Annotated in this window: 17 protein-coding genes and 1 pseudogene; 13 read left to right on the forward strand and 5 right to left on the reverse strand. The window is 69.0% G+C overall.

Features of this window, described 5'->3' with window-relative positions; genetic code table 11:
• Positions 1 to 53: 53 nt before the first annotated feature.
• The 5 genes from C1H66_RS17780 to C1H66_RS17800 all read left to right on the forward strand — a co-directional run bounded on the left by C1H66_RS17780 (position 54) and on the right by C1H66_RS17800 (position 7,621).
• Complete coding sequence (locus C1H66_RS17780; protein WP_102629216.1) at positions 54 to 1,892, forward strand: extracellular solute-binding protein; 1,839 nt, start codon at positions 54 to 56, stop codon at positions 1,890 to 1,892.
• 25 nt (positions 1,893 to 1,917) lie between these two features.
• Positions 1,918 to 2,991 carry a microcin C ABC transporter permease YejB gene (locus C1H66_RS17785; RefSeq protein WP_102629217.1) on the forward strand — a complete coding sequence of 358 codons (1,074 nt, stop codon included), beginning with the start codon at positions 1,918 to 1,920 and terminating at the stop codon, positions 2,989 to 2,991.
• 4 nt (positions 2,992 to 2,995) lie between these two features.
• Positions 2,996 to 4,081, forward strand: coding sequence for an ABC transporter permease (locus C1H66_RS17790; protein ID WP_102629218.1), 1,086 nt, complete (start codon positions 2,996 to 2,998; stop codon positions 4,079 to 4,081).
• Complete coding sequence (locus tag C1H66_RS17795; RefSeq protein WP_102629219.1) at positions 4,074 to 5,678, forward strand: ABC transporter ATP-binding protein; 1,605 nt, start codon at positions 4,074 to 4,076, stop codon at positions 5,676 to 5,678. The genes C1H66_RS17790 and C1H66_RS17795 overlap by 8 nt, the downstream gene beginning before the upstream one ends.
• Positions 5,679 to 5,875: 197 nt before the next feature.
• Entirely contained in the window at positions 5,876 to 7,621 is a 1,746-nt protein-coding gene (locus tag C1H66_RS17800) for a GGDEF domain-containing protein (RefSeq protein ID WP_102629220.1), read from the forward strand.
• Between the two features lie 8 nt (positions 7,622 to 7,629).
• On the opposite strand, the gene C1H66_RS17805 is transcribed toward C1H66_RS17800, so the two are convergent.
• Both C1H66_RS17805 and C1H66_RS17810 read right to left on the reverse strand, forming a co-directional pair.
• Entirely contained in the window at positions 7,630 to 8,331 is a 702-nt protein-coding gene (locus C1H66_RS17805) for a pseudouridine synthase (protein ID WP_102629221.1), read from the reverse strand.
• Entirely contained in the window at positions 8,331 to 9,146 is an 816-nt protein-coding gene (locus C1H66_RS17810; RefSeq protein ID WP_102629222.1) for an amidohydrolase, read from the reverse strand. The genes C1H66_RS17805 and C1H66_RS17810 overlap by 1 nt, the downstream gene beginning before the upstream one ends.
• A 137-nt stretch (positions 9,147 to 9,283) precedes the next feature.
• Here C1H66_RS17810 and rarD point away from each other — a divergent pair, with 137 nt between their 5' ends.
• Together rarD and C1H66_RS17820 are read left to right on the forward strand one after the other, a co-directional pair.
• The gene (rarD, locus tag C1H66_RS17815; protein ID WP_102629223.1) at positions 9,284 to 10,198 is read left to right on the forward strand and encodes an EamA family transporter RarD; all 915 of its coding nucleotides are present in this window, start codon (positions 9,284 to 9,286) and stop codon (positions 10,196 to 10,198) included.
• Between the two features lie 114 nt (positions 10,199 to 10,312).
• Positions 10,313 to 11,470: an NAD(P)/FAD-dependent oxidoreductase gene (locus tag C1H66_RS17820; RefSeq protein WP_102629224.1), complete on the forward strand. Its 1,158-nt coding sequence runs from the start codon at positions 10,313 to 10,315 to the stop codon at positions 11,468 to 11,470.
• 3 nt (positions 11,471 to 11,473) lie between these two features.
• Here the strand turns inward: C1H66_RS17820 and C1H66_RS17825 are convergent, their stop codons facing one another.
• Positions 11,474 to 13,072, reverse strand: coding sequence for a methyl-accepting chemotaxis protein (locus C1H66_RS17825; RefSeq protein ID WP_170064181.1), 1,599 nt, complete (start codon positions 13,070 to 13,072; stop codon positions 11,474 to 11,476).
• Positions 13,073 to 13,345: 273 nt separating this feature from the next.
• Here C1H66_RS17825 and C1H66_RS17830 point away from each other — a divergent pair, with 273 nt between their 5' ends.
• Positions 13,346 to 15,058, forward strand: coding sequence for a SulP family inorganic anion transporter (locus C1H66_RS17830; protein WP_102629225.1), 1,713 nt, complete (start codon positions 13,346 to 13,348; stop codon positions 15,056 to 15,058).
• Between the two features lie 25 nt (positions 15,059 to 15,083).
• On the opposite strand, the gene C1H66_RS17835 is transcribed toward C1H66_RS17830, so the two are convergent.
• The gene (locus C1H66_RS17835; RefSeq protein ID WP_102629226.1) at positions 15,084 to 15,917 is read right to left on the reverse strand and encodes a universal stress protein; all 834 of its coding nucleotides are present in this window, start codon (positions 15,915 to 15,917) and stop codon (positions 15,084 to 15,086) included.
• 263 nt (positions 15,918 to 16,180) lie between these two features.
• Between C1H66_RS17835 and C1H66_RS17840 the strand changes: the two genes are divergently transcribed.
• From C1H66_RS17840 to C1H66_RS17860, 5 genes are all read left to right on the forward strand, one after another.
• Positions 16,181 to 17,344, forward strand: a complete 1,164-nt coding sequence (locus C1H66_RS17840) for a TAXI family TRAP transporter solute-binding subunit (RefSeq protein ID WP_102629227.1) — start codon at positions 16,181 to 16,183, stop codon at positions 17,342 to 17,344.
• 74 nt (positions 17,345 to 17,418) lie between these two features.
• Positions 17,419 to 19,431, forward strand: a complete 2,013-nt coding sequence (locus C1H66_RS17845; RefSeq protein ID WP_102629228.1) for a TRAP transporter permease — start codon at positions 17,419 to 17,421, stop codon at positions 19,429 to 19,431.
• Positions 19,432 to 19,475: 44 nt separating this feature from the next.
• Positions 19,476 to 20,915 (forward strand): enoyl-CoA hydratase/isomerase family protein, encoded by a 1,440-nt coding sequence (locus C1H66_RS17850; RefSeq protein WP_102629229.1) that lies wholly within the window; start codon positions 19,476 to 19,478, stop codon positions 20,913 to 20,915.
• Positions 20,912 to 22,108: an acyl-CoA dehydrogenase family protein gene (locus tag C1H66_RS17855; protein ID WP_102629230.1), complete on the forward strand. Its 1,197-nt coding sequence runs from the start codon at positions 20,912 to 20,914 to the stop codon at positions 22,106 to 22,108. The genes C1H66_RS17850 and C1H66_RS17855 overlap by 4 nt, the downstream gene beginning before the upstream one ends.
• Positions 22,109 to 22,140: 32 nt before the next feature.
• Positions 22,141 to 23,262, forward strand: coding sequence for an acyl-CoA dehydrogenase family protein (locus C1H66_RS17860; RefSeq protein WP_102629231.1), 1,122 nt, complete (start codon positions 22,141 to 22,143; stop codon positions 23,260 to 23,262).
• 168 nt (positions 23,263 to 23,430) lie between these two features.
• Here C1H66_RS17860 and C1H66_RS23290 read toward each other — a convergent pair.
• A pseudogene (locus C1H66_RS23290) lies at positions 23,431 to 23,531 on the reverse strand (electron transfer flavoprotein subunit alpha/FixB family protein); the annotation flags it as partial.

The following is a 23,531-nucleotide window of genomic DNA, read 5'->3' on the forward strand; positions in this document are numbered from 1 at the left end:
CGGTAACTTGCCCCGGGTCATCCGGGGTTCGGACCCGACCAAGGATGTCACCGATGTCGATCGCCGTACGCTGTCTCCTGCTCGGCACCCTGGCCACCGGCTGGCTCTGTTCAACGGCGCTGGCCGCCGATGCCGACGAAGTCCCCACCGTCCACGGTCTGGCGCTCTACGACGAACCCGAGCTCCCGCTCGGCTTCGAGCACTTTCCCCATGTCGAGCCGGAGGCGCCCAAGGGTGGCACCATGACCCGCGCCGCGGTCGGCAGCAGCTTCGACTCCACCAACCCCTTCATCATCCGCGGCACGCCGGCCATCGGCATCTCGCAGATCTACGACACCCTGCTCGAGAGCAACCCCGACGAGCCCTTCAGTGCCTATGGCCTGCTCGCCGAAGGCATCCGCCTCGATCCGGAGCGCCACTGGATCGAGTTCGACCTGCGACCCGAGGCTCGCTTCCACGACGATGAGCCGGTGACCGCCGATGACGTGGTGTTCAGCTTCGAACTGCTCACCGAACAGGGCAATCCCTTCTATGGGGCCTACTATGCCGATGTGGCCAGCGTCGAGGCACTCGACCCCCATACCGTGCGCTTCGAGTTCGCCAGCAATCACTCCCGCGAGTTGCCGCTGATCGTCGGCCAATTGCCGATCCTGCCCAGGCACTACTGGGAGGAACGCGACTTCGCCGCCCCGACCCTGGCCCGCCATCCCGGCTCGGGACCCTATCGTATCGCCGAGGTCGAACCCGGGCGACGCATCGTCTACCAGCGGGCCGAGGAGTACTGGGGGCGTGACCTGCCGGTCAACCGTGGCCGCCATAACATCGATCGGCTGGTCTACGACTACTACCGCGACCGCGACATCGCCTGGGAAGCCTTCAAGTCCGGCGTCATGGATTACCGCACCGATGCCCGGGCCGCCACCTGGGCGATCGGCTATGACTTCCCCGCCTATCGCGACGGCCTGGTCAAGCGCCTCACCGTGCCCGACGGTCAGCCCGCCACCATGCAGGCCTTCGTCTTCAACCTGCGGCGCAACAAGTTCGCGGACCCGCGGGTACGCGAGGCGCTGTCGCTGACCTTCGATTTCCCCTGGCTCAACGCCAACCTCTTCTACGATACCTACCGGCGCACCGAGAGCTTCTTCCAGAATTCCGAGATGGCCGCCAGGGGGCTCCCCAGCGAGGCGGAACGCGAACTCCTCGAGCCTCACCGTGAGGCACTGCCCGAACGCGTCTTCGAGGCCGAGGTGCCCATCGACCACCCCCGGGACCTGCGCGAGCGACTGCGCCTGGCGCTGGCGCTGCTGCGCGAGGCCGGCTACGAGGTCGAGGATGGCGTGCTGGTGCACGGCGACACCGGACGGCCGCTGACCCTCGAGGTGCTGATGTTCGATACCGGCATGGAACGCGTCGTCCAGCCGATGCTGCGCAACATGGCGCGCCTGGGCGTCCAGGGCAGCATCCGTATCGTCGACATCAACCAGTACCTCAATCGACTGCGCAGCTTCGACTTCGACATGGTCATCGGGCAGTTCCCCCAGTCCAACAGCCCCGGCAACGAGCAACGCGAGTTCTGGACCAGCGACTTCGCCGACAGCCCCCAGAGCCGCAACCTGATGGGACTCGCCGACCCGGTGGTCGACGAGCTGGTCGAACGGCTGATCCGCGCCGACAGCCGCGAGGAGCTCAACACCATCACCCGGGCCCTGGATCGCGTGCTGCTGTGGGGCTTCTACCTGATTCCCCAATATCATTCCGGCGAGACGCGGATCGCGGTCTGGGACAAGTTCGCCTGGCCCGAGCCCTTCCCCGAGTACGGCATGGACCTCGCCGCCTGGTGGGTCGATGTCGAACGCGAAGCCGAGCTCAACCGTCGTCTGCGTCGTCGCTGACGCCAGCCCTGCACAAGGACGCCCCGTGACCCGCTACATCCTGCGCCGCCTGCTGCTGATGATTCCCACCCTGCTGGGGATCATGCTGCTCAACTTCATCATCGTGCAGGCCGCCCCCGGCGGCCCCATCGACCAGATGCTGGCTCGCTTCGAGGGCATCGACAGCATGGTCAGCACCCGCCTCGATGCCGGTGGCGGCGATGTCGTGGTGCGCGACGAATCCCGCGGCGCCCGTGGCATCGATCCGCGTTTCATCGAACAACTCGAACAGCAGTTCGGCTTCGACCAGCCGGCCCACCTGCGTTTCGCCGGCATGATCCGCGACTACGTCACCTTCGACTTCGGCAACAGCTTCTTCCGCGACCGCCCCGTGGTCGAGCTGATGATCGAACGGCTCCCGGTGTCGATCTCGCTGGGCCTCTGGACCACCCTGCTGGTCTACCTGATCTCGATTCCGCTGGGCATCCGCAAGGCGCTGCGCCACGGCTCGCGCTTCGATGTCTGGACCTCGGGGCTGGTGATCGTCGGTTACGCCATCCCCGGTTTCCTGTTCGCCATCCTGCTCATCGTGCTGTTCGCCGGCGGCAGCTACTGGGATCTCTTCCCGCTGCGCGGGCTGACCTCGCCCGACTTCGCCGAGCTCTCGACCTGGGGCAAGGTCAAGGACTACTTCTGGCATATCACCCTGCCGGTGGTGGCCATGACCATCGGCAGCTTCGCCACCCTGACCATGCTGACCAAGAACAGCTTCCTCGACGAGATCCACAAGCAGTACGTGCTCACCGCCCGGGCCAAGGGGGCGAGCGACCGCCAGACTCTCTACGGCCACGTGTTCCGCAACGCCATGCTGATCATCATCGCCGGCCTGCCAGGGGCGCTGGTGACCATCTTCTTCACCGGCTCGCTGCTGATCGAGGTGATCTTCTCGCTGGAGGGACTGGGCCTGCTCGGCTTCGAAGCGGTGATGCAGCGCGACTACCCGGTGATCTTCGGCACGCTGTTCCTCTACACCCTGATCGGCCTGATCCTGAAGCTGATCTCCGACCTCACCTATGTGTGGGTGGATCCTCGTATCGATTTCGAGACCCGGGAGTCCTGAGACGATGGCCCTTGCGTTTTCCTCCAAGCTCTCCCCCATCGCCCGGCGCCGGCTGTCGGTGTTCCGCCACAACCGGCGCGCCTGGGTGTCGCTGTGGATCTTCCTGGCGCTGTTCGGCCTGAGCCTCGCCGCCGAGCTGATCGCCAACGACAAGCCGCTCGTCATGAGGATCGACGGCGCGTGGTATGCGCCGCTGCTGGTCGACTACCCGGAAACCGAGTTCGGTGGTTTCCTGCCCACCCGCACCGATTACCACGACCCCTTCATCCAGGCGCGGATCGACGAACGCGGCTGGGCCCTGTGGCCGCCGATCCCGTTCTCCTACCAGACCCTCGACATGCAGATGATGCAGCCCTCGCCGGCGCCCCCCGACGGCCGCCACTGGCTGGGCACCGACGACCAGGGCCGCGACGTCCTGGCCCGCGTCATCTACGGTTTCCGGCTGTCGGTGGCCTTCGCCCTGGTGCTCACCGCCGGCTCCCTGGTGATGGGCGTGTTCATCGGCGGCGTCCAGGGCTACTTCGGCGGCAAGACCGACCTGATCGGCCAGCGCCTCACCGAGATCTGGTCGGGGCTGCCGGTGCTCTTCCTGCTGATCATCCTGGCCAGCTTCGTGCAGCCCGGCTTCTGGTGGCTGCTGGGGATCATGCTGCTGTTCTCCTGGCTGGGCCTGGTCGATGTGGTGCGCGCCGAGTTCCTGCGCGCACGCAACCTGGAGTACGTGCGTGCCGCCAAGGCCATGGGGCTGACCCCACGGCTGATCATGTGGCGCCACGTGTTGCCCAACGCCATGGTCGCCACCCTCACCTTCATCCCCTTTCTCTTCACCGGGGCGATCACCACCCTCACCGCACTCGACTTCCTCGGTTTCGGCCTGCCGCCGGGGTCGCCGTCGCTGGGTGAGCTGGTCGCCCAGGGCAAGAACAACCTCCATGCCCCCTGGCTCGGCATCACCGCCTTCGTCAGCCTGTCGCTGATGCTCTCGCTGCTGGTGTTCATCGGCGAGGGACTGCGCGACGCCTTCGACCCGCGCCATATCCAGTACGCCGCCCCCAGCGCCCCGACGCCAAGGACCCCGCCCCATGCCTGACACCCTGCTGCGCCTCGATGAACTGAGCATCGCCTTCGACGACGCCGTGGTGGTCGATCGCCTCTCGCTGGAGATTCGTCGAGGCGAGACCCTGGCCCTGGTGGGCGAATCCGGCTCCGGCAAGTCGGTCAGCGCGCTCGGGGCGATGAACCTGCTGCCGGCCAACGCCCGGGTCGAGGGTGGCCGCTGGCTGGGCGATACCGACCTCACCCGCCTGAAACGACGCGACTGGCAGGCACTGCGGGGCGCCCGGGTCGGCTTCGTCTTCCAGGAGCCGATGACCTCGCTCAATCCCCTGCACACCGTGGCCAAGCAGATCGGCGAGACACTGCGGCTGCATCAGGGGCTGAGCGGCAAGTCCGCCCGCGCCCGGGCCAGGGAACTGCTCATCCAGGTCAAGCTGCCGCGCCCGGACGAGTTGCTCGATGCCTGGCCTCACCAGCTCTCCGGCGGCCAGCGACAGCGGGTGATGATCGCCATGGCCATCGCCAACGATCCGGAGCTGCTGATCGCCGACGAGCCCACCACGGCGCTCGACGTCACCGTGCAGAAGGAGATCCTCGCCCTGCTCGCCGAACTGCGCGACCGTCACGGCATGGGCATGCTGTTCATCACCCACGACCTCAACCTGGTACGGCGTCATGCCGACCGGGTCTGCGTGCTCTACGAAGGCCGCGAGCAGGAGACCGGGCCGGTCGAGGAGGTGTTCCGCTCACCGGGCAGCGACTACACCCGCCTGCTGCTCGATGCCGAGCCGCGGGGGCGTCCGGTCGCGCTGGCCACGCGCCAGCCGCTGCTCGAGGCCGATCGATTGAGCGTCGCCTTCCAGCGTCCCAGGCGGCTCTTCGCCCCGCGGCCGGCGCCCTTCGTCGCCGTGCAGCCCTTGTCACTCACCCTGGCCCGCGGCGAGACCCTGGGCATCGTCGGCGAATCCGGCTCCGGCAAGACCACCCTCGCCCTCGCCCTGCTGCGACTGGCCACGAGCGAAGGCGAGATCCGCTTCGGCGAGGCCCGCCTGGACCGGCTCACCGGCAACGACCTGCGACAACAGCGCCGGCGCCTGCAGGTGGTCTTCCAGGATCCCTACGGCTCGCTATCGCCGCGCCTGCCGGTCGCCGAGGTCATCAGCGAGGGGCTGCGCTTCCACTACCCGGAGCTCGACGAGGCCGAGGTGGTGCGCCGGGTCCAGGCCTCGCTCGCGGAGGTCGGCCTGCCGCTCGACTGCGCCTCGCGCTATCCCCACGAATTCTCCGGTGGTCAGCGCCAGCGCATCGCGGTCGCCCGCGCCATCATCCTCGAACCCGAGGTGGTGGTGCTCGACGAGCCCACCTCGGCGCTCGATCGCACGGTGCAGAAGCAGCTCGTCGAACTGCTGCGCGACCTCCAGCGGCGGCGCGGCCTGAGTTACCTGTTCATCAGCCATGACCTGGCCGTGATCCGGGCGATGGCGCATCGCGTGATGGTGCTCAAGGAGGGCGAGGTCGTGGAACAGGGAGACTGCCTGGAGGTGCTCGGCCGGCCCAGGACCGACTACACCCGGGCACTGGTCGAGGCCGCCGGGCTCTCCGCGTTCGTCGCCGCATCCCCCGACACCTGAGCCACGGGTGCTGTGTTTGGCGCCGGCGGTGCGGTGTGTGTCAGGACATCGGGTAGATAACGGTATAAAACCGCGATAGCGATATCCCGCCCGCCCCTCATCTCCAGGCGATGAGGGCGAGCCGGCGGGGACCCGCGGACAGGGGGCACGCCTTGCTCTATACTGGCCGAGCTTCCTGCGGCCGATTTCGAGTCCCGATGCGTTCGACCCTCATCCCAGTGGTCTGGGCCCTGTTGCTTGCGTTGCTGGCCGGCTCCCCGCTGCAGGCGGATTCGTCGACGCTGCCCCTCGATACGGGGTGGCAATACCGCTGGGGCGACTCTCCCTTCGATGACGCCGCCACGCCCCTCTGGACGCGGCAGGAAGCCCCCACCGAGTGGCATCCCATCGCCTTCCCCTCCAACCCGCCGGGCCGCGAGGGTCGACACCACGCCTGGTTCCGCATCCCGCTTCCCGACGGCGACTGGCGCGACCCGGTGCTCTACATCTTCAGCGTCGACCTGATCGTGCAGGTCTATCTGGGCTCGGAGCTCATCTATCAGTACGGCCACTTCGACGAACGAGGGGAGGGACGCTTCGCGGGGTGGCCCTGGCACATGATCGAATTGCCGGAGAGGTTCGCCGGCCAGCGACTCCATTTCCGCGTCTTCTCGGACTACACCGATATCGGGCTGTGGGGTGAGGTCAAGCTGATGGAGCGTCCCGACCTGATCCTCTACATTCTGGAACGCTCCGCCCAGGCCCTGGTGGTCAGTGGCTTCTCCCTGCTGATCGCCCTGCTCGCCTTCATCCTCGCCGTGCTCCAGGCCAACCGTCGAAGCTTCGCCGGCATCGGCCTCTTCTCGCTGGCCTCGGGGATGATGATCCTCGCCGAGAGCCAGGCCAGCCAACTGCTGCTCGAGGAGCCACTACTGTGGGACACCCTCGCCGCCGGGGCCTACTTCATGCTGCCGGTGGCCATGGCGCTGCTGCTTGAACACTGGTTCGCTCGCCAGCAGCCCCTGCTGATGCGGCGCCTGTGGCAGGGCCATCTGCTCTATGCCGTGGTCGCTCTGGGCCTCTCGATGGCGGGCGTCATCAACCTCTCGAGCACCTACCCGCCCTTCGACGCCCTGCTGCTGATCAGCCTCACGATCATGTTCGTCGCCATCGTCATCCAGTGGCGCGCCCTGGTGTCGGAGCAGAAGGTGATCATCGCGGCCTATGCGCTCTTCGGTCTGCTGCTGATTGCCGACATGGCGGTGGCCCATGGCCTGCTGCCGTGGCAGCGGATTCCCGTCAGCCTCGGCGCCCTGGCATTCTCGCTCGCCCTGGTGGCGATCTCGGTGGCCGACTACTCGCGCACCCAACGCGAGATCCGGCGCCTCAACCGCGACCTGCAGCAGGAAGTCGCCACCCGGACCCGAGAGCTGGAAGCCATGGTGGAGAGGCTCAGGGAGTTCTCGTACCAGGATCCCCTCACCGGCCTGAAGAACCGTCGTCACTTCGACGAGATCCTCGCCCACGAGGCGGCCACCGCACGTCGCCACGACTCCCCGCTGGCGCTGGTGATGGTCGACATCGATCACTTCAAGCGCTTCAACGACCGGCATGGCCACGAGGCAGGGGATGCGGTGCTGGCCACTGCTGGCGCGCTGCTGCGGGAGCACTTCCGTGATGCCGACGTGGTGTGCCGGCTGGGGGGCGAGGAGTTCGTGGTGATCATGCCCGGTGCCACGGCAGCCATGGCCGAGGCGCGCATCCGGGGGCTGTTGCACGGCATTCGCGAGTGCCGCTTCCGGCATCGCGACACCGAGCTCGGCGGCATCACCCTCTCCTGCGGCATCGCCGCCTGGCCCGAACACACCGAGGATCCGCTGGCGCTGACCCGGCTGGCCGATGAGGCGCTCTATCGCGCCAAGCACCGCGGGCGCGACCGCAGCGAGATCTACGCCGTCTCGTGAGCACCGGCTCAGAACTCCGCCCGCTCCGCCTCGGTGAGTTCGCGCCACGCTCCAGGCGCCAGTCGTTCGTCGAGCACCAGCGGGCCGATCGACTCCCGATGCAGGGCCTCCACATGGTTGCCGATGGCGGCGAACATGCGCTTCACCTGGTGGTACTTGCCCTCGTAGAGGGTCAGTTCGGCCTCGGTGGCCGTGCGCATGATCAGCTCGGCGGGGCGCGTGGTCTTCTCCTCGCCCTCGAGCTCGATCCCCTCGGCGAAGCGCGACACGGCTCGGGCCAGGTCATCGCCGACCAGCGGCTCGGCCAGGCTCACCCGGTAGACCTTGCCGCAGCGGCGACGCGGCGAGGTGACCCGATGGGACCATTGGCCGTCGTCGGTGAGCAGCACCAGGCCGGTGGTGTCCACGTCCAGGCGACCCACGGTCTGCAGCCGCTCCACCTGGGGCAGGTCGATCAGCTCCCTGACCAGCGGATAGAGCCCCCGGCGGGCACTGCACTCCACCCCGGCCGGCTTGTTGAGCATCACATAGCGCAACCCCACCAGCGCCAGGCGCTCGCCGTTCCAGGTCACCTCGCTGCGTGCATCGACCCGGGTCGCGGGGTTCCTGACCACCTCGCCATCCACCCTGACCTCCTCGCGATGCATCGCCTTCTTGGCCAGGCTGCGGGTCAGCTCGGTGGTCTCGGTGAGAAATCGATCCAGCCGCATCAGAAGCCGACCCCGTCGGCGAGGCCGAAGTGGTCGGCGTCGCGCCAGGCGGGAAACTTCTCGCGGAAGGCGTCGAGCTCGCCCCGGTCGAGGCTCGCGGTCCGCACGAAGGGGGTGTCCCGCGGCTCGTCGATCAGCGCCTCGCCCTTGAAGTCGATGAGCATGGAGTCGCCGGCATAGGCGAGTCCCTTGGCATCCTCGCCGACCCGGTTGACGCCGATCACCGGGCAGAGGTTCTCGATCGCCCGGGCCTGCAGCAGGATGCGCCAGGGGTGTCGCCGCGGCGCCGGCCAGTTGGCCACGCAGAGCAGCAGGTCGTACTCGAAATGCTCGCCGGGCGCCGGCTGCTGGCGCAGCCAGACCGGGAAGCGCAGGTCGTAGCACACGCTGAGCAGCACCCGAAAGCCCTTGAGCTCGGCGATCACCCGCTCGTGTCCCATGGCGTAGCGCTCGTGTTCGCCGGCCATGCGGAACAGGTGGCGCTTGTCGTAATGCACCAGGCTGCCGTCGGGCCGCGCCCAGACCAGTCGATTGAAGTAGTCGCCGTGCTCCACCACGGCGATGCTGCCGGTGATCACGCAGCCTCGCTCGCGTGCCTGAGCCTTCAACCAGGCCACGGTGGCGCTCTCCGCCATGGGCTCGGCCATCTCCCGGGAATTCATGGTGAAGCCGGTGGCGAACATCTCCGGCAGCACGATCAGGTCGGTGTCGTCGCCCCCCAACTCCCCCAGGGTCTCTTCCAGCATCCGGCAATTGGCCGCGGGGTCTTCCCAGCGCAGGTCGCACTGCACCAGGGTCGTTCTCAATTCACTCATGCAGGGGACTCCCGTCCAGGTGAAGTGGCATGGCACCAGCGTAACCCAGCGGCCGCCCGACGTCAGCCGACGGTCCTGCGACATGACAGCCACACCAATAGCCTGCTAAGTTAACGCTTTCCCCGGACGAGCCGAGCATGCCTACTCTCCCCACTCCCGCCCAGGAAACCGGCAAGGGCGTTGCCTTCGGGCTGACCGCCTACATCCTGTGGGGTTGTTTCCCGCTGTTCTTCGCGCTGTTCGAGGGCGTGCCGGCGTTCGAGGTGCTGATCCATCGGGTGATCTGGTCCTGTCTCTTCCTGGTCGGGCTGGTCACCCTGCTCGGCCGCTGGTCGCCGATCCGCCAGGCGTTGCGCGCACCCCGTCGGCTGGGCCGAGTACTGGGCTGCGCCCTGCTGATCGCACTGAACTGGGGGCTCTACATCTACGCCGTGGAGACCCGCCAGGTGTTCCAGGCGAGCCTCGGCTACTTCATGACCCCGCTGGTCAACGTCGCCCTCGGCATGCTGGTGCTGCGCGAGGCGATGCACCGCCTGCAGGCCGTGGCCGTGGGGCTGGCCGGACTGGCCATCGTCATCCAGTTGGTACTGCTCGGCGAGCTCCCCTGGATCAGCCTGGCCCTGGCGCTCTCCTTCGGCACCTATGGCCTGCTTCGCAAGCAGGTACCGCTGGATGGCCTCTCGGGGCTGTTCGTCGAGACCCTGCTGCTGCTCCCGCTGGGCCTGCTGGCCCTGGCCTGGCTCGACCAGACCGGCCTCTCCCATTTCCTGGACGGCACCGAGATCAGCCTGCTGCTGGTCGCCAGCGGCGTGATCACCGCCCTGCCGCTGCTGGCCTTCGCCGGCGCCGCGCGGCGCCTGCGCCTGGCCACCCTGGGGTTCCTGATGTACATCAACCCCAGCATCCAGTTCTTCATCGCCTTGCTGGTGTTCCGCGAGCCGCTCTCGCCGGTACAGCTCGGCACCTTCCTGCTGATCTGGACCGGGTTGGCGCTCTATTCCTGGTCGGCCTGGCGATCGCGCCCCCGGGTACCCGCCGCCGGCATGGAATGAGCCGCCACCGACCTCGGGCATCGTCCAGCCACCCCCTTGCCTGGCAGGCCCGAGGACGGGCCAGGCGTCGCGCCGGCCCTCGCTCCCCCCCGCCCGTTCGGCTACCATCGCGCCATGCCTCACGTCTCCGACACCCCCGCGGCCCCGCCGTCACGCCAGCTGGTGCTGGTGGGAGCGGGCCATGCCCACCTCCATGTGGTGAGCCAGCGCCACCGGCTCGACGACACCCGGGTGACGCTCGTCGACCCCGGTGGCTTCTGGTATTCGGGCATGGCCAATGGCATGCTCGGCGGTCGGCTCACGCCGGCCGAGGACCGCCTCGACCCGGCCCGGCTCGCCGCTCGGCATGGCGTCACGGCGGTGCGAGGGCGCCTCGCCGGCCTCGATCTCAACCATCGCCAGGCGATCCTCGAGGACGGCCGCGCCCTGCCCTTCGACCTGCTCTCGCTCAATCTCGGCTCCAGCTGCCAGGCCCCACCGGCGCGACATCCGGGCCCGGCGGTCTGGACCGTCAAGCCGATTCCCTGCCTGGTGGCGCTGCGCCGCTGCCTCGAGGCCGACTTCCGCCGCGGGGTCGGGCCGCGCCTGGTCGTGGTGGGCGGCGGGGCCAGCGGCGTCGAGGTCGCCTGCAACCTCTCGGCGCTGAGCCGGCGTCACGGGGTCAACAGCACGATCACCCTGGTGACCCGCGGGAAGCGCCTGCTCGAGGACGCCCCCCGCGGCGCCAGCCGCTGGCTGTCACGCCTGCTGGCGCGCCGCGGCATTCAGGTACTCGGTGGCGCCCGCGTCATCGGCCACGCCGCCGGCGGGGCCCTGATCCGCAGCGACGAGACGCTCAGTGGGGAAGACAGCCTGGCCCTGCTCGAGGCCGATCACGTGATCCACGCCAGCGGCCTCACGCCACCCGGCGTGATCGATCGACTCGGCCTGCCGGTGATCCCGGACCGCGGGCTGGCGGTGGCGGCGAGCCTGCAGAGCACCGGCGACCCGGATGTCTTCGCTGCCGGCGATTGCGCCGCCTTGGTCAACCATCGGCTGCCGCGGCTCGGGGTCTACAGCGTGCGCCAGGCACCGGTGCTGCTCGACAACCTGGCCGCACGGCTCGCGGGTCGCCCCCTCCGGGACCATGTGCCCCAGCCGCGGGCCCTGGCGATCCTCGACCTCGGCGACGGGCTCGGCCTGGCGATCCGGGGTCAGTCCTGGTGGGCCGGGCGGCTGATGCTGCTCTGGAAACGCTGGCTGGATCGCCGCTTCATGGCGCGTTATCGCTGACCCTCAGGCGGCACTGCGCTCCGGCTGGTAGCCGATGCGGAAGCCGCCCCAGTGCCGGCCGTTGACGAACACCGGTACCGAGAGATCGTGCATGATCTCGCCGGTATCACGCTTGTAGGTCTGCAGCAGCAGGGTGTCCTGGTGGGACCCGCAGCGCCGCCCGGTGGGGTCGTCGAAGATCCGCTTGCTGCGGCTGTATTGCAGGTCATGCTCGGGGTCGCCGGTGGGCGGACGGCTGACCTTCAGGTTATGGGTCGGTACATAGCCATGGCGGTCGCAGCCGATGGCGTAGGCCAGGCCGAGCCGCTCCAGCAGGGGTTCCTGGATGGCCGGCAGGTGCTCGTCGGTGAAGCCGTCGAAACCGGTACGGTACTTGGGCGGCTGGGTACCGGCCATGGGTTCGTAGCTGGGCTCGAACAGCGCCGCCAGGCTCAACTCACCCCGCTGGACGGCTTGCTCGAGCAACCGGCCGAGCTGGTCGGCCGCCTTGCGGGCCGCCCGGAACACCTGCTGATGGCGTCCCTCGAGGCGCTGCTGGGCGAGGGCCGCGTCCACGGCCTCGGCCGCGGCCATCAGGGCGCGGGCCTGACTGGCCAGGTCATGCATGTCGCGGTTGCCCTCGTCGACTTCCCGCTCGAGCGACGCGAGGGTCTCGGCGACGCGGCGGCTGTGCCGTCGGGTATCTTCCATCGCCTCGGCGATGCCGGCGATCTCGCCCTCGACGCGATCGAAGTCGCCGGTCATCGCCGTGAGCTGCTCGCCCACCTGCTGCATCTCGCTGGCGCGGTCGCCGACCCGGGCCATCAGGTGGCCGATGGTATCCACCACCTGGTGGCTGCTGCCGCCGATGTCCCCGACCAGCGCCTCCACGCTGCGCGTCGCCTCGGCGGTCCGCCGCGCCAGCTCGCGGACCTCGCCTGCGACCACGGCGAAACCGCGCCCGTGCTCGCCGGCACGCGCCGCCTCGATGGAGGCATTCAGCGACAGCAGGTTGGTCTGCTCGGCGATCTCCTCGATCAGCGAGGTCACGCTGCGCACGCTGTCGGCCTTCTGCTCCAGCGCCGCGAGCAGGCCCAGGGCCTCCCGCGAGCGCTCGGCCAGGGCCTGCATGTCCACCACGACCCGCGAGAGGGCCTCGCGACTCTCGTGACTCGACGCCCGGGAGCGGCTGGCCACCGACGCCAGTTCGGCGGTGCCGCTGGCGACCTGCTCGATGGCGCTGGTGATGGCGCTCATGCTCGACGAGGCGTCACGCACCACGCTCTCCTGGCGCGCCAGCCGCTGGTCCATGCGATCGGCGTGATGCGAGACCTCCGCCGAGGCGATGGCCGTGCTGCCGGCACGGCCCACCAGGTCATGGGCCATCCGGCGCAGCGACAGATAGTCGCGCACCGGCGGCAACCAGCCGCGCCAGCCGTCCCGTTTCAGGGCCGCGGCACCGGCGGCATGGACGGTGGCCATACCGACGGTGAACAGCACGCCCCCGGACAACCAGGCAAGGCCCAGGGCGAGATAGAACGGCCAGTCGGCGCGCAGGAGGACGAGCGGCAGCACAGCCGCCGTGGCCGTCAGCAGGGCGGCCAGAAGCATCAGGATTCGCATGGCGGTCGAGACTCGATCATGGTGGATGTCTTGTTGCTGGCAAGGTCTTCAAGCATGGAGCATAGCGCCTTGCCACGCGGGACTGTGCTGCACTTTGGCCTGACACACCAAGGTCGGACTCAAGCTTTCCCGGCATCGGCCGATATTGGCGCTCGCCGACGGCGGTTTCACCAGATGCCAACCAACACTCAACCCGCCCGGCAATATCGTTTAGTCTGGTAGCCTGTCAGCGGCCCGCGTGGCCGGGTGTTCCTTCGACGACGACGAGACCGGATGCTCAAGCGCTATCTGCCGATCCTCACCTGGCTGCCCCACTACAACCGCCGACTCTGCGGTGCCGACCTGCTCGCCGGCATCATCGTCACCATCATGGTGATCCCCCAGTCGCTGGCCTACGCCATCCTCGCCGGCCTGCCCGCGGTGGTCGGCCTCTATGCCAGCATCCTGCCGCTGCTGGCCTACACCCTGCTCGGCACCAGCAGCACCCTGGCGGTGGGGCCGGTGGCGATCATCGCCCTGATGACCGGCGCCGCCCTGGCCGGGGTCGCCACCCCGGGCACGCCGGAGTATCTCCAGGCCGCCCTGGTGCTCTCGCTGCTCTCGGGCGGCATGCTCACCCTCATGGGGCTGATGCGGATGGGCTTCTTCACCAACTTCCTGAGCCACCCGGTGATCGCCGGTTTCCTCTCCGCCTCGGGGATCCTGATCGCCGCCAGCCAGGCGGCCCACCTGCTCGGCATCGAGGCCAACGGCTATACCGTGGCCGAGCTCGGGCTGAGCCTGGCCGGCAACCTGGCCGGCACCCACTGGCCGACGCTCGCCATCGGCGCCGGCAGCCTCGGCTTCCTGGTCGCGATCCGCCACGCCGGCAAGCCGACGCTGCAACGCCTGGGGCTGCCCGAGAGCATCGCCGCCCTGCTCGCCAAGGCCGGCCCGGTGCTCGCCGTGGTGGTCACCACCCTGCTCACCTGGCAGCTCGACCTGGCGAGCAGGGGCGTGGCGGTGGTGGGTGACATCCCCCCGGGCCTGCCCCCGCTGACCCTGCCGGGCTTCGATGCCTCGCTGTGGCGCACCCTGCTGGTGCCGGCGCTGCTGATCAGCCTGGTGGGCTTCGTCGAGTCGGTCTCCATGGCGCAGATGCTCGCCGCCAAGCGGCGCCAGCGGATCTCGCCCAATCAGGAGCTGATCGGCCTGGGCGGCGCCAACCTCACCGCGGCCTTCTCCGCCGGCATGCCGGTGACCGGTGGGTTGTCACGCACGGTCATCAACTTCGAGGCCGGCGCCCAGACCCCCATGGCCGGCTTCTTCGCGGCCCTGGGGATCGGCCTGGTGACCCTGGCCCTGACCCCGCTGCTCCACCACCTGCCGATCGCCACCCTGGCCGCCACCATCACGGTGGCGGTCCTCACCCTGGTCGACATCCCCATGATCCGCCGGACCTGGCGCTACTCGCGCAGCGACTTCTCGGCCATGGCGGCAACCATCCTGCTGACCCTGGTGGAAGGCGTGGAGGCCGGGATCATCGCCGGCGTGCTGCTCTCCATCGGGCTCTTCCTCTACCGCACCAGCCGGCCCCACAGCGCCCTGGTCGGGCGTATCCCCGGCACCGAGCACTTCCGCAACATCGAGCGCCACGACACCGAGACGGCCAGCCATGTCGCGCTGCTGCGCATCGACGAGAGCCTCTACTTCGCCAACGCGCGCTACCTCGAGGACACCATCTACGCCCTGGTGGCAGGTCGTCCGGAGCTGGAACACGTGGTGCTGATCTGCTCGGCGGTCAACCTGATCGACGCCTCGGCGCTGGAGAGCCTGGACGCCATCAACGCCCGCCTCAAGGACTCCGGCGTCACCCTGCACCTGGCCGAGGTCAAGGGGCCGGTGATGGACCAGCTGAAGAACAGCGACTTCCTCGACGATATCACCGGGCGGGTCTTCCTCAGCACCTATGCCGCCTGGAGCGAGCTGTCTCGCCAGGCGGACTGAGCCCCCTCCCGCCCTCGCCCGGCCTTCAGCGGTGCAGCAGCACCGGCTGCTGCGCCGAGCGCAGGATCGTCTCGGTGGTCGAACCCAGCAACCACTCGCGGATGCGCCCGTCGCCGAAGGCGCCGATGGTGATCAGGTCGCCCGGCTCGGCCAGACCGAGAATCACCTCGGCCGGATCGCCCTTGCGTATCTCGCTGTCGATCTTGACCCGGCGGTCCCCTGCATAGTGCTCGATGATGTCGAGGCGCTGGCGGGCGACCGTCTCGTCGTGATGCACGCTCACCGCCGTCACCGGCAAGGCCAGGCGCTGGGCCAGCTCGATGGCATAGACCATGGCCTCCCGGGCCGGCTTGGAGGCATCGAAGCCGAGCAGGATGCGGGTCAACTCCTGATGCGCCTCGCCGGCCAGCAATACCGGTTGTTCCGCCGTGCGCAGCACCCGCTCGGCGACCTCGCCGAGGCCCTTGGGGTCGCCAAGGCCTGCCGACTCTCCCCGTCGCCCCATGACGATCAGGTCACTGTTCTGAGCGGCCTCGAGGATGCGCACCGCGGGAATCCCGGCGAGACGCTCGGGGTGGCACTGGACGCCGTCCGCCTCGAGTTCGCGGCTGGTGGCGGCCAGCAGGGACTCCCCCAGCGCCTCGAGCTGCTGTTCGGTCTGGCGCCGCAGTTTCATGGCTTCCTGAACCACCTCGGGGCGGACGTCCTCGCCATAGAAGCCGATCTCCACCGTACGGGAGTCGACCACATAGATGGCATGGATGGTGCCCCCCAGGCGACGGGCCAGGTCGCTGGCATAACGGGTCGCCCCCTTCGCGGACGGCGAACCGTCAACGGCCAACAACATCGACTGAATCATGGTGCCACCTCCTGAGCGGACCGAAGCAATCTCTCCTTGGAAGCATAGTGAAGCCAGCCAGCACGAGACAGCACCGAGTTGATGAATTCATCCTTTGCCGGGATGGAGCAGGGTGTCGTCAGCTGGACCGCAGCTGCCGGATGCACTCGGACGTTGACACCCGCACCGGCTCTTCCCTAGTATCGATGACATATTCGGAACATAGTACCGCATAGCAAAACACCAGCCATCGAGAACAACAACCAAGACACAGGAGCGCCCCCATGCGTCAGCTCGCCCGACACCTCGCCATTGCCACGCTTCCGCTCTCGCTGCTCGCCGCCGCCGTCGGCCAGGCCAGCGAGGAAGTGGAACTACCGCGCACCATGGCCTGGACCGCCTACGGGACCGGTTCCAGCGGCTATGCCCAGGCCGTGGCCATCGGCGGCATGCTGCAGGACCACTACGACACCTCGGTGCGCATCCTGCCCGGCGACAACGATGTCTCGCGCATGACCCCCCTCAAGCAGGGGCGCGTCGACCTCTGCGCCTGCGGCATCGCCAGCTACTACGGCGCCGAGGGCGTGATGATGTTCGCCCATCCCGACTGGGGCCCCCAGCCGCTGCGGGTGATCACCACCTCCACGGCCTCCTTCGGGCTCTCGCTGGCGGTGGCCGGCGACCTGGAGGTGAAGACGCCGGCCGACCTCAGGGGCAAGCGGGTCGCCTATATTCGCGGCGACGACGCCCTGAACAAGGGCACCGAGGCCTACCTGGCCTTCGGCGGCCTGAGCTGGGACGACGTCGAGCGCGTCGACTACCCCGGCTACGGCCGCTCCTTCGACGGCATCATCGCCGGCAACGTCGACGCCTCCTTCACCACCACCGTCACGCCCCCCGCCCAGCAGCTGGCCAGCAGCCCGCGAGGCATCAGCTGGCCGGTGCTCGATCCCGACGACGCCGAGGGCTGGGAGCGCATGGCGGCGATCGCCCCCTACTTCCGCCCCCATGAAGTCACCTCCGGTGCCGGCGGCGTCAGCGCCGACAACCCGGTGCCCAGTGCCAGCTACCCCTACCCCATCGTGGTCGCCAACCAGGACCTCGACGACAAGGTCGCCTACGGGCTGATCAAGGCCCTGCAGGACAACTACGACGACTACAAGGATGCGGCGCCGGGCGCGGTGGGCTACGCGCTCGAGTATCAGGACCTGCAGTGGGTGATCCCCTTCCACGACGCCGTGGTGGCGTACTACGAGGAGATCGGCGTCTGGACCGATGAGATGCAGGCGCACCAGGACGCCCTGGTCGAGCGCCAGGCCGTGCTGCTCGAGGCCTGGAACGCCTTCCTCGACGGTGCCCCCGACGACGAGGACGCCTTCCGCGAGGCCTGGATGACCGCCCGCGGCGATGCCCTGCGTGACGCCGGTCTCGACCCCGTCTTCGAGTGACCCCCGCCGGGGCGGCTCGCGCCGCCCCGGTTCGCCCTTCCCGACAGCCCCGCTCCAACGCCCTGGACCCCGACATGACCACAGCGAACACACAAGGCGGCTCGCCGCCGCAGGTCAGGGAGAAGATCAGCCAGATTCGCCGGCTGCCATCCTGGCTCAACTGGATTCCGGGTACCGTCACGATCGCGCTGATGCTGATGACCCTGGACTACCTGTTCAATCTCGGCCTGCTGAACATCGTCACGGGCCTCGAGACCCGGTTCTACTATGCGGTGGTGGCGCTGCTGCTGCCCCTGGTCTACCTGCTCTGGCCGCCCCGGGCCGCCGCCCTGCACGGGCCCATTCCCTGGTACGACTATCTGCTCAGTGCCGTGACCCTGGTCGTCGGCGGCTATTTCGTCTTCCACGCCGACGCCATCCTCGAGCGCGGCTGGGCCTTCGCCGCGCCGGACCCCGCCATCTGGGCCAGCTACGCCTACTGGCTGCTGATCGTCGAGGCCGCACGACGCGCCGGAGGCTGGCCCATCGCCGTGATCGTCACCGCCTTCTCGCTCTACCCCCTGGTGGCCGATGTGATGCCGGGGCCGATCCAGGCCTTCCCCTCCTCCCTCGAGGAGACGGCCATGTACCACACCATGAGCACCGAGAGCATCATGGGGGTGCCGCTGCAGGCCTTCGCCGGCCTGGTGATCGGCTTCCTGGTGTTCGGGGTGGTGCTGCAGAAGAGCGGCGGCGGCAAGTTCTTCATCAACCTGGCCTTCGCCCTGCTCGGCCACGTGCGGGGCGGCCCGGCCAAGGTGTCGATCTTCTCCAGCGGCCTGATGGGCTCGATGAGCGGCAGCGTGATCAGCAACGTGCTGACCACCGGCGTGCTGTCGATTCCCGCCATGCGTCGCATCGGCATGAGCCGCTCCTTCGCCGGCGGGGTCGAGGCCTGTGCCTCCACCGGTGGTGTCTTGATGCCTCCGGTGATGGGCGCCACGGCCTTCGTCATGGCCATGTTCCTCGACGTGCCCTATGCCGCCGTGGCACTGGCCGCGGTGATCCCGTCCGTCCTCTACTTCCTGGGCCTGTTCATCCAGATCGACGCCTATGCCGCGCGCCACCACATCGAGGGGCTGCCAGCGGCCGAGCTGCCTTCGCTGTGGGCCACCCTCAAGGAGGGCTGGTACTTCATCTTCGTCTTCGCTCTGCTGGTGTGGATGCTGCTGGTGATGCAGCGCGAGGCCGTCGCGCCCTTCTACGCCACCGCCCTGCTGCTGGTGCTCAACCAGCTCTCCAAGCACAACCGCTGGAACTGGCGGGACCTCGGCGACGCCCTGTCGGGGGCGGCCAGGCTGTTCGCCGAGCTGATCGCCATCCTCGCCGGGGTCGGCATGCTGGTCGGCGCCCTGTCGATGACCGGCCTCTCCGGCACCATCGCCAACGACTTCATCCACCTGGCGGGGGGCAGCGTGCCGCTGCTGCTGATCATGGGGGCCCTGACCAGCTTCGTGCTGGGCATCGGCATGACCGTGACCGCCGCCTACATCTTCCTGGCGGTGGCCCTGGCGCCGGCGCTGATCCAGGGCGGCGGCCTCGACCCCATGGCGGTGCACATGTTCATCCTCTACTGGGGCATGCTCAGCTTCATCACCCCGCCGGTGGCGCTGGGCGCCTTCGCCGCGGCCACCGTCGCCGGGGCGCGGCCGATGGCGACCGGCCTGCAGGCCATGCGGCTGGGCAGCGTGATCTACTTCATTCCCTTCCTGTTCGTGCTCAATCCGGCGCTGATCATGCAGGGCGAGCCGCTGCAGATCCTGCTGGTGTTCGTCCAGGCCCTGGTGGGCATCGTGCTGTTCGCCTCGGCCATGCAGGGCTACCTGATCGGGGTCGGGCGACTGGGCCATGGCGCGATCCAGGAAACGGCGATCCGCGCCCTGGTGCTGATCTCGGGGCTGACCCTGGCCCTGCCCGGGGGCGGCATGGTGCCTCTCGGTCAGTTCGAGCTGCTCGGCATCTCGCTGGCCGCCCTGGTGCCCGCCGTGCTGCTGGCCCGCTGGAGTCGACGCCACAGCCGTAACGGCTCGCCCCAGCCGGGCCTGTGAAGCGGCCCCACCCCACACCACGACCCTCACCTGGAGCCCATTGCATGCCAGCCTCTGTCCACTACCAGCGCCATGACGACATCGGCGTGATCCGCATCGACAATCCCCCCGTCAACGCCCTCGGCCATGCCGTGCGCAGCGGCCTGCTCGAAGCGCTCGACCAGGGCCAGGCCGATGACGGCGCACGTGCCCTGGTGCTGATGGCCGACGGCCGCACCTTCATCGCCGGCGCCGATATCCGTGAGTTCGGCCAGCCTCCCCGGCAGCCGCTACTGCCGGAGGTCATCGCACGCCTCGAGGCCAGCACCAAGCCCCTGGTGGCGGTACTCCACGGCACCGCCCTGGGCGGCGGCCTCGAGGTGGCACTGGGCTGCCACTACCGGGTGGCCCTGCCGGGCACCCGGGTCGGCCTGCCCGAGGTCAAGCTCGGCCTGCTGCCCGGTGCCGGCGGCACCCAGCGGCTGCCCCGCCTGGTCGGCGTGGACAGTGCCCTGGACCTGATCACCAGCGGGCGTTTCGTGGCCGCCGACGAGGCACTGACGCTGGGCATCATCGATGCCATCGACCAGACCGATGTCCCGCTCGATGCCGGCCTCGGCGCCGCCCGCGCCATCCTGGAGGGCCAGCGCACCGCCCGCCGGACCGGCGAGCTGCCCGCCCCCGCCGCCGACCCCGGGGCCATCGCCCGCCATCGGGCCCGGCTCGAGGCCGAGGTGCCCGACCTGTTCTCGCCATTCCGCTGCCTCGAGGCCGTCGCGGCCAGCACCGAGAATAGCCTGGCCGAGGGGCTGCGCCGCGAGCGCGAGCTGTTCCTCGCCTGCATGGACTCCCCCCAGCGGACCGGCCTGATCCACGCCTTCTTCGCCGCCCGCGCCCCGCACCGGGTGCCCGACGCCGGCGAGCCCCCGGCGCTGACCCGCATCGCCCTGGTCGGCGAGCATCCGCTCTTCGAGCGCCTCGAGGGCCATGCCGGGCGCACCGGCATCGAATTCACCGACCGGCCGGACGCGTCGACACAGGCCTGCCTGATCGCCCCCCGCGACGCGCCCCCCGATTGCCCGGCGGCTTGCCTGCGTATCGCCCTGCAGCCGGCCGAGGCCGACGGCCGGCCGGATGAGCTGGACGCCGACCTGGTCCTGGTCACGCCACCGCAGGGCGCGCTGCTGGAACTGGTCGCCATTCGCGCCAGCGCCGAGCAGCAGCAGGCCACGGCCGATGCCCTCAAGGCACTGCGTCAGGCCGTCGTGGTGAGCCGCCGCGACAGCCTGCTCGCCGCGCTGTACCGGGCCGCGAACGCCTCGCCCGACGACCGGTGCGCCGCCATGGAGGCGGCCAGCCTGCCCCTCGCCGAGCAGGGGCTCTGCTACCGCACCGGCGACATCGACCTGCTGGCCATCGAGGCCCTGGGCTACCCGCGTCACCTCGGCGGTCCCCACCGCCAGGCCACCCTCACTGGATCCGCCACCTCGGAGACGTCCCCATGAACCTGACCTACAGTGCCGAGGAGCAGGCGTTCCGCCGGGAGGTCCGAGGCTTTCTCGCCACCTCCCTCCCCGACGACATCCGCGAACGCGTCCGTCTCGGCCGCCGGCTCTCCGCCGACGATCACCTGCGCTGGCAGACTATTCTCGGTGAGCGCGGCTGGCTGGCCGCCAACTGGCCAGAAGAGCACGGTGGTCCCGGCTGGGGCCCGGTGCAGCGGCACATCTTCGACGAGGAGTGTGCCGCCGCCCATGCCCCGACCGTGGTGCCCTTCGGCGTCAACATGGTCGCGCCGGTGATCATGACATTCGGTAGCGAAGCGCAGCAGCGCCACTACCTGCCGCGCATCCTCGCCAACCGGGACTGGTGGTGCCAGGGCTACTCCGAACCCGGTGCCGGTTCCGACCTGGCCAGCCTCAAGACCCGTGCGGTGCGCGACGGTGACCACTATGTCGTCACCGGGCAGAAGACCTGGACCACCCTGGGGCAGCACGCCAACATGATGTTCTGCCTGGTGCGTACCGACCCCGACGCCAGGAAGCAGGCCGGCATCAGCTTCCTGCTGATCGACATGGCGAGCCCGGGCATCACGGTACGCCCGATCATCACCCTGGAGGGCGCCCACGAGGTCAACGAGGTCTTCCTCGACGAGGTCCGCGTGCCGGTGGCCAACCGCATCGGCGAGGAGGGCCAGGGCTGGACCTGCGCCAAGTTCCTGCTGACCCACGAACGCACCGGCATCGCCGGGCTCGGCCACGCCAAGCAGGCGCTGCGCCATCTCAAGTCGCTGGCCACCCGGGTGCAGCACCGCGGCCGCCCGCTGCTCGAGCTGGCGAGCTTCCGTCAGCGGGTGGTGAAGGCCGAGCTCGAGCTGATGGCACTGGAGGTCACCAACCTGCGGGTCATCGCCGCGGCCCGGGATGGTGGCGCACCGGGGGCGGAGAGCTCGCTGCTCAAGGTGCGCGGCTCGGAGCTTCGCCAGGAGCTCAGCGACCTGACCCGCCGCGCCCTGGGACCGGCCGCGCTGCCCTTCTTCCCCGACTTCCTCCACGGCGACGGCGAGCTCGACGATCCGGCCCTGGCCGAGAGCGCCTCGAGCGCCGCCCAGTACTTCAATCGCCGCAAGCTCTCGATCTATGGCGGTGCCAACGAGATCCAGAAGAGCATCGTCGCCAAGACGATTCTTGGCATGTAAGTAACCGATCCTCGGCATGTAAGGAGCCGCCCATGGACTTTTCCCTGACCGACGAGCAGCGCATGCTCGCCGACACCCTCGAGCGCCTGATTGCCGACCGGGTCGCCCCCGAGCAGCGCCGCGCCCTGCTCGAGGCACCTGCCGGCGAACGTTCGGCGCTGTGGCAGACCTTCGCCGAACTGGGGCTGCTGCACATGCCCTTCGCCGAGCAGGTCGGCGGCCTCGGCGGTGACGGCACCGACCTGATGCTCATCATGCAGGCGCTGGGACGCGGCCTGGTGCCCGAAGCCTACCTGGCTGGCCTGGTGCTGCCCGGCGACCTGCTGGCCCGACTCGGCGATGCCGGGCAGCGGAAGCGCTGGCTGGCGCCGCTGCTCGAGGGCGAGCATCAGCTGGCACTGGCCTGGCAGGAGGGTGACGCCCGCTATGATGCCCATGGCATCGCCACCACCGCGTGTCGGGAGGGTGATGGCTGGCGCCTCGATGGCGACAAGCAGCTGGTGCTCAATGCCGCCTCGGCCATCGCCCTGCTGGTCACCGCCCGCCTCGACGACGGGCGCCTGGGGCTGTTCGTGGTCCCCGCCGACGCCGCCGGCCTGAGCCGCCGCGACTACCGTACCATCGACGACCAGTCGGCCAGCAACCTGGCCCTCGAGGCCGTCTCGTTGAGCGCCGACGCTTGCCTGAGCGCCGACGCCGCCAATGCGCTCGATGCCACCCTGGCGCTCGGCCGCGCGGCGCTGTGTGCCGAGGCGGTCGGTACCATGGAGGTCGCCTGCGAGCAGACCCTCGACTACCTCAAGGAGCGCCAGCAGTTCGGCACCCCGTTATCGCGCTTCCAGAGCCTGCAGCACCGCATGGTCGACATGCATCTGCACCTCGAGCAGGCCCGCTCCATGGCGATTCTCGCCGCCACCAGCCTCGATCGCCCCGCCGCCGAACGCGACTATCGCCTCGCCGCGGCCAAGGCCTACTGCGGCGAGGCCGCCCGCTTCGTCGCCGAACAGGCCATCCAGCTGCATGGCGGCATGGGCATGACCGACGAGTGCCATGTCTCCCACTATGCCAAGCACCTGGTGATGTTCGACCACTACCTCGGTGACTGCGACCACCACCTGGAGCATGTCAGCGACCAGCTCGAGACCGCCGCCTGACGGCCCATGGTGTCAGCATCAAAAGAACCGGCCCTTGAGAGGGCCGGTTTTTTACGTCGGGAAGATCACGATCTTCGCTACAGCGTCTGCTCGAGCTCCGGCAGCGCCTGGAAGAGATCGGCGACCAGGCCGTTAGTTGTCGAGAGCGCGACCTGGAAGCGATCTTCCTTACAGCTTGCTCTCGAATTCCGGCAGCGCCTCGAACAGATCCGCCACTAACCCGTAATCGGCGACCTGGAAGATCGGCGCCTCCTCGTCCTTGTTGATGG

Origin of the sequence: Halomonas heilongjiangensis, from assembly GCF_002879645.1 — a bacterium.
Classification (GTDB): Bacteria; Pseudomonadota; Gammaproteobacteria; order Pseudomonadales; family Halomonadaceae; genus Halomonas; species Halomonas heilongjiangensis.

Excerpts from the sequence above, each read along its gene's own strand:
- C1H66_RS17780 (WP_102629216.1), top strand. The coding sequence starts at position 54 with ATGTCGATCGCCGTACGCTGTCTCCTGCTCGGCACCCTGGCCACCGGC.
- C1H66_RS17790 (WP_102629218.1), top strand. The coding sequence starts at position 2,996 with ATGGCCCTTGCGTTTTCCTCCAAGCTCTCCCCCATCGCCCGGCGCCGG.
- C1H66_RS17795 (WP_102629219.1), top strand. The coding sequence starts at position 4,074 with ATGCCTGACACCCTGCTGCGCCTCGATGAACTGAGCATCGCCTTCGAC.
- C1H66_RS17800 (WP_102629220.1), top strand. The coding sequence starts at position 5,876 with ATGCGTTCGACCCTCATCCCAGTGGTCTGGGCCCTGTTGCTTGCGTTG.
- C1H66_RS17805 (WP_102629221.1), bottom strand. The coding sequence starts at position 8,331 with ATGCGGCTGGATCGATTTCTCACCGAGACCACCGAGCTGACCCGCAGC.
- C1H66_RS17810 (WP_102629222.1), bottom strand. The coding sequence starts at position 9,146 with ATGAGTGAATTGAGAACGACCCTGGTGCAGTGCGACCTGCGCTGGGAA.
- rarD (WP_102629223.1), top strand. The coding sequence starts at position 9,284 with ATGCCTACTCTCCCCACTCCCGCCCAGGAAACCGGCAAGGGCGTTGCC.
- C1H66_RS17820 (WP_102629224.1), top strand. The coding sequence starts at position 10,313 with ATGCCTCACGTCTCCGACACCCCCGCGGCCCCGCCGTCACGCCAGCTG.
- C1H66_RS17825 (WP_170064181.1), bottom strand. The coding sequence starts at position 13,072 with ATGCGAATCCTGATGCTTCTGGCCGCCCTGCTGACGGCCACGGCGGCT.
- C1H66_RS17830 (WP_102629225.1), top strand. The coding sequence starts at position 13,346 with ATGCTCAAGCGCTATCTGCCGATCCTCACCTGGCTGCCCCACTACAAC.
- C1H66_RS17835 (WP_102629226.1), bottom strand. The coding sequence starts at position 15,917 with ATGATTCAGTCGATGTTGTTGGCCGTTGACGGTTCGCCGTCCGCGAAG.
- C1H66_RS17840 (WP_102629227.1), top strand. The coding sequence starts at position 16,181 with ATGCGTCAGCTCGCCCGACACCTCGCCATTGCCACGCTTCCGCTCTCG.
- C1H66_RS17845 (WP_102629228.1), top strand. The coding sequence starts at position 17,419 with ATGACCACAGCGAACACACAAGGCGGCTCGCCGCCGCAGGTCAGGGAG.
- C1H66_RS17850 (WP_102629229.1), top strand. The coding sequence starts at position 19,476 with ATGCCAGCCTCTGTCCACTACCAGCGCCATGACGACATCGGCGTGATC.
- C1H66_RS17855 (WP_102629230.1), top strand. The coding sequence starts at position 20,912 with ATGAACCTGACCTACAGTGCCGAGGAGCAGGCGTTCCGCCGGGAGGTC.
- C1H66_RS17860 (WP_102629231.1), top strand. The coding sequence starts at position 22,141 with ATGGACTTTTCCCTGACCGACGAGCAGCGCATGCTCGCCGACACCCTC.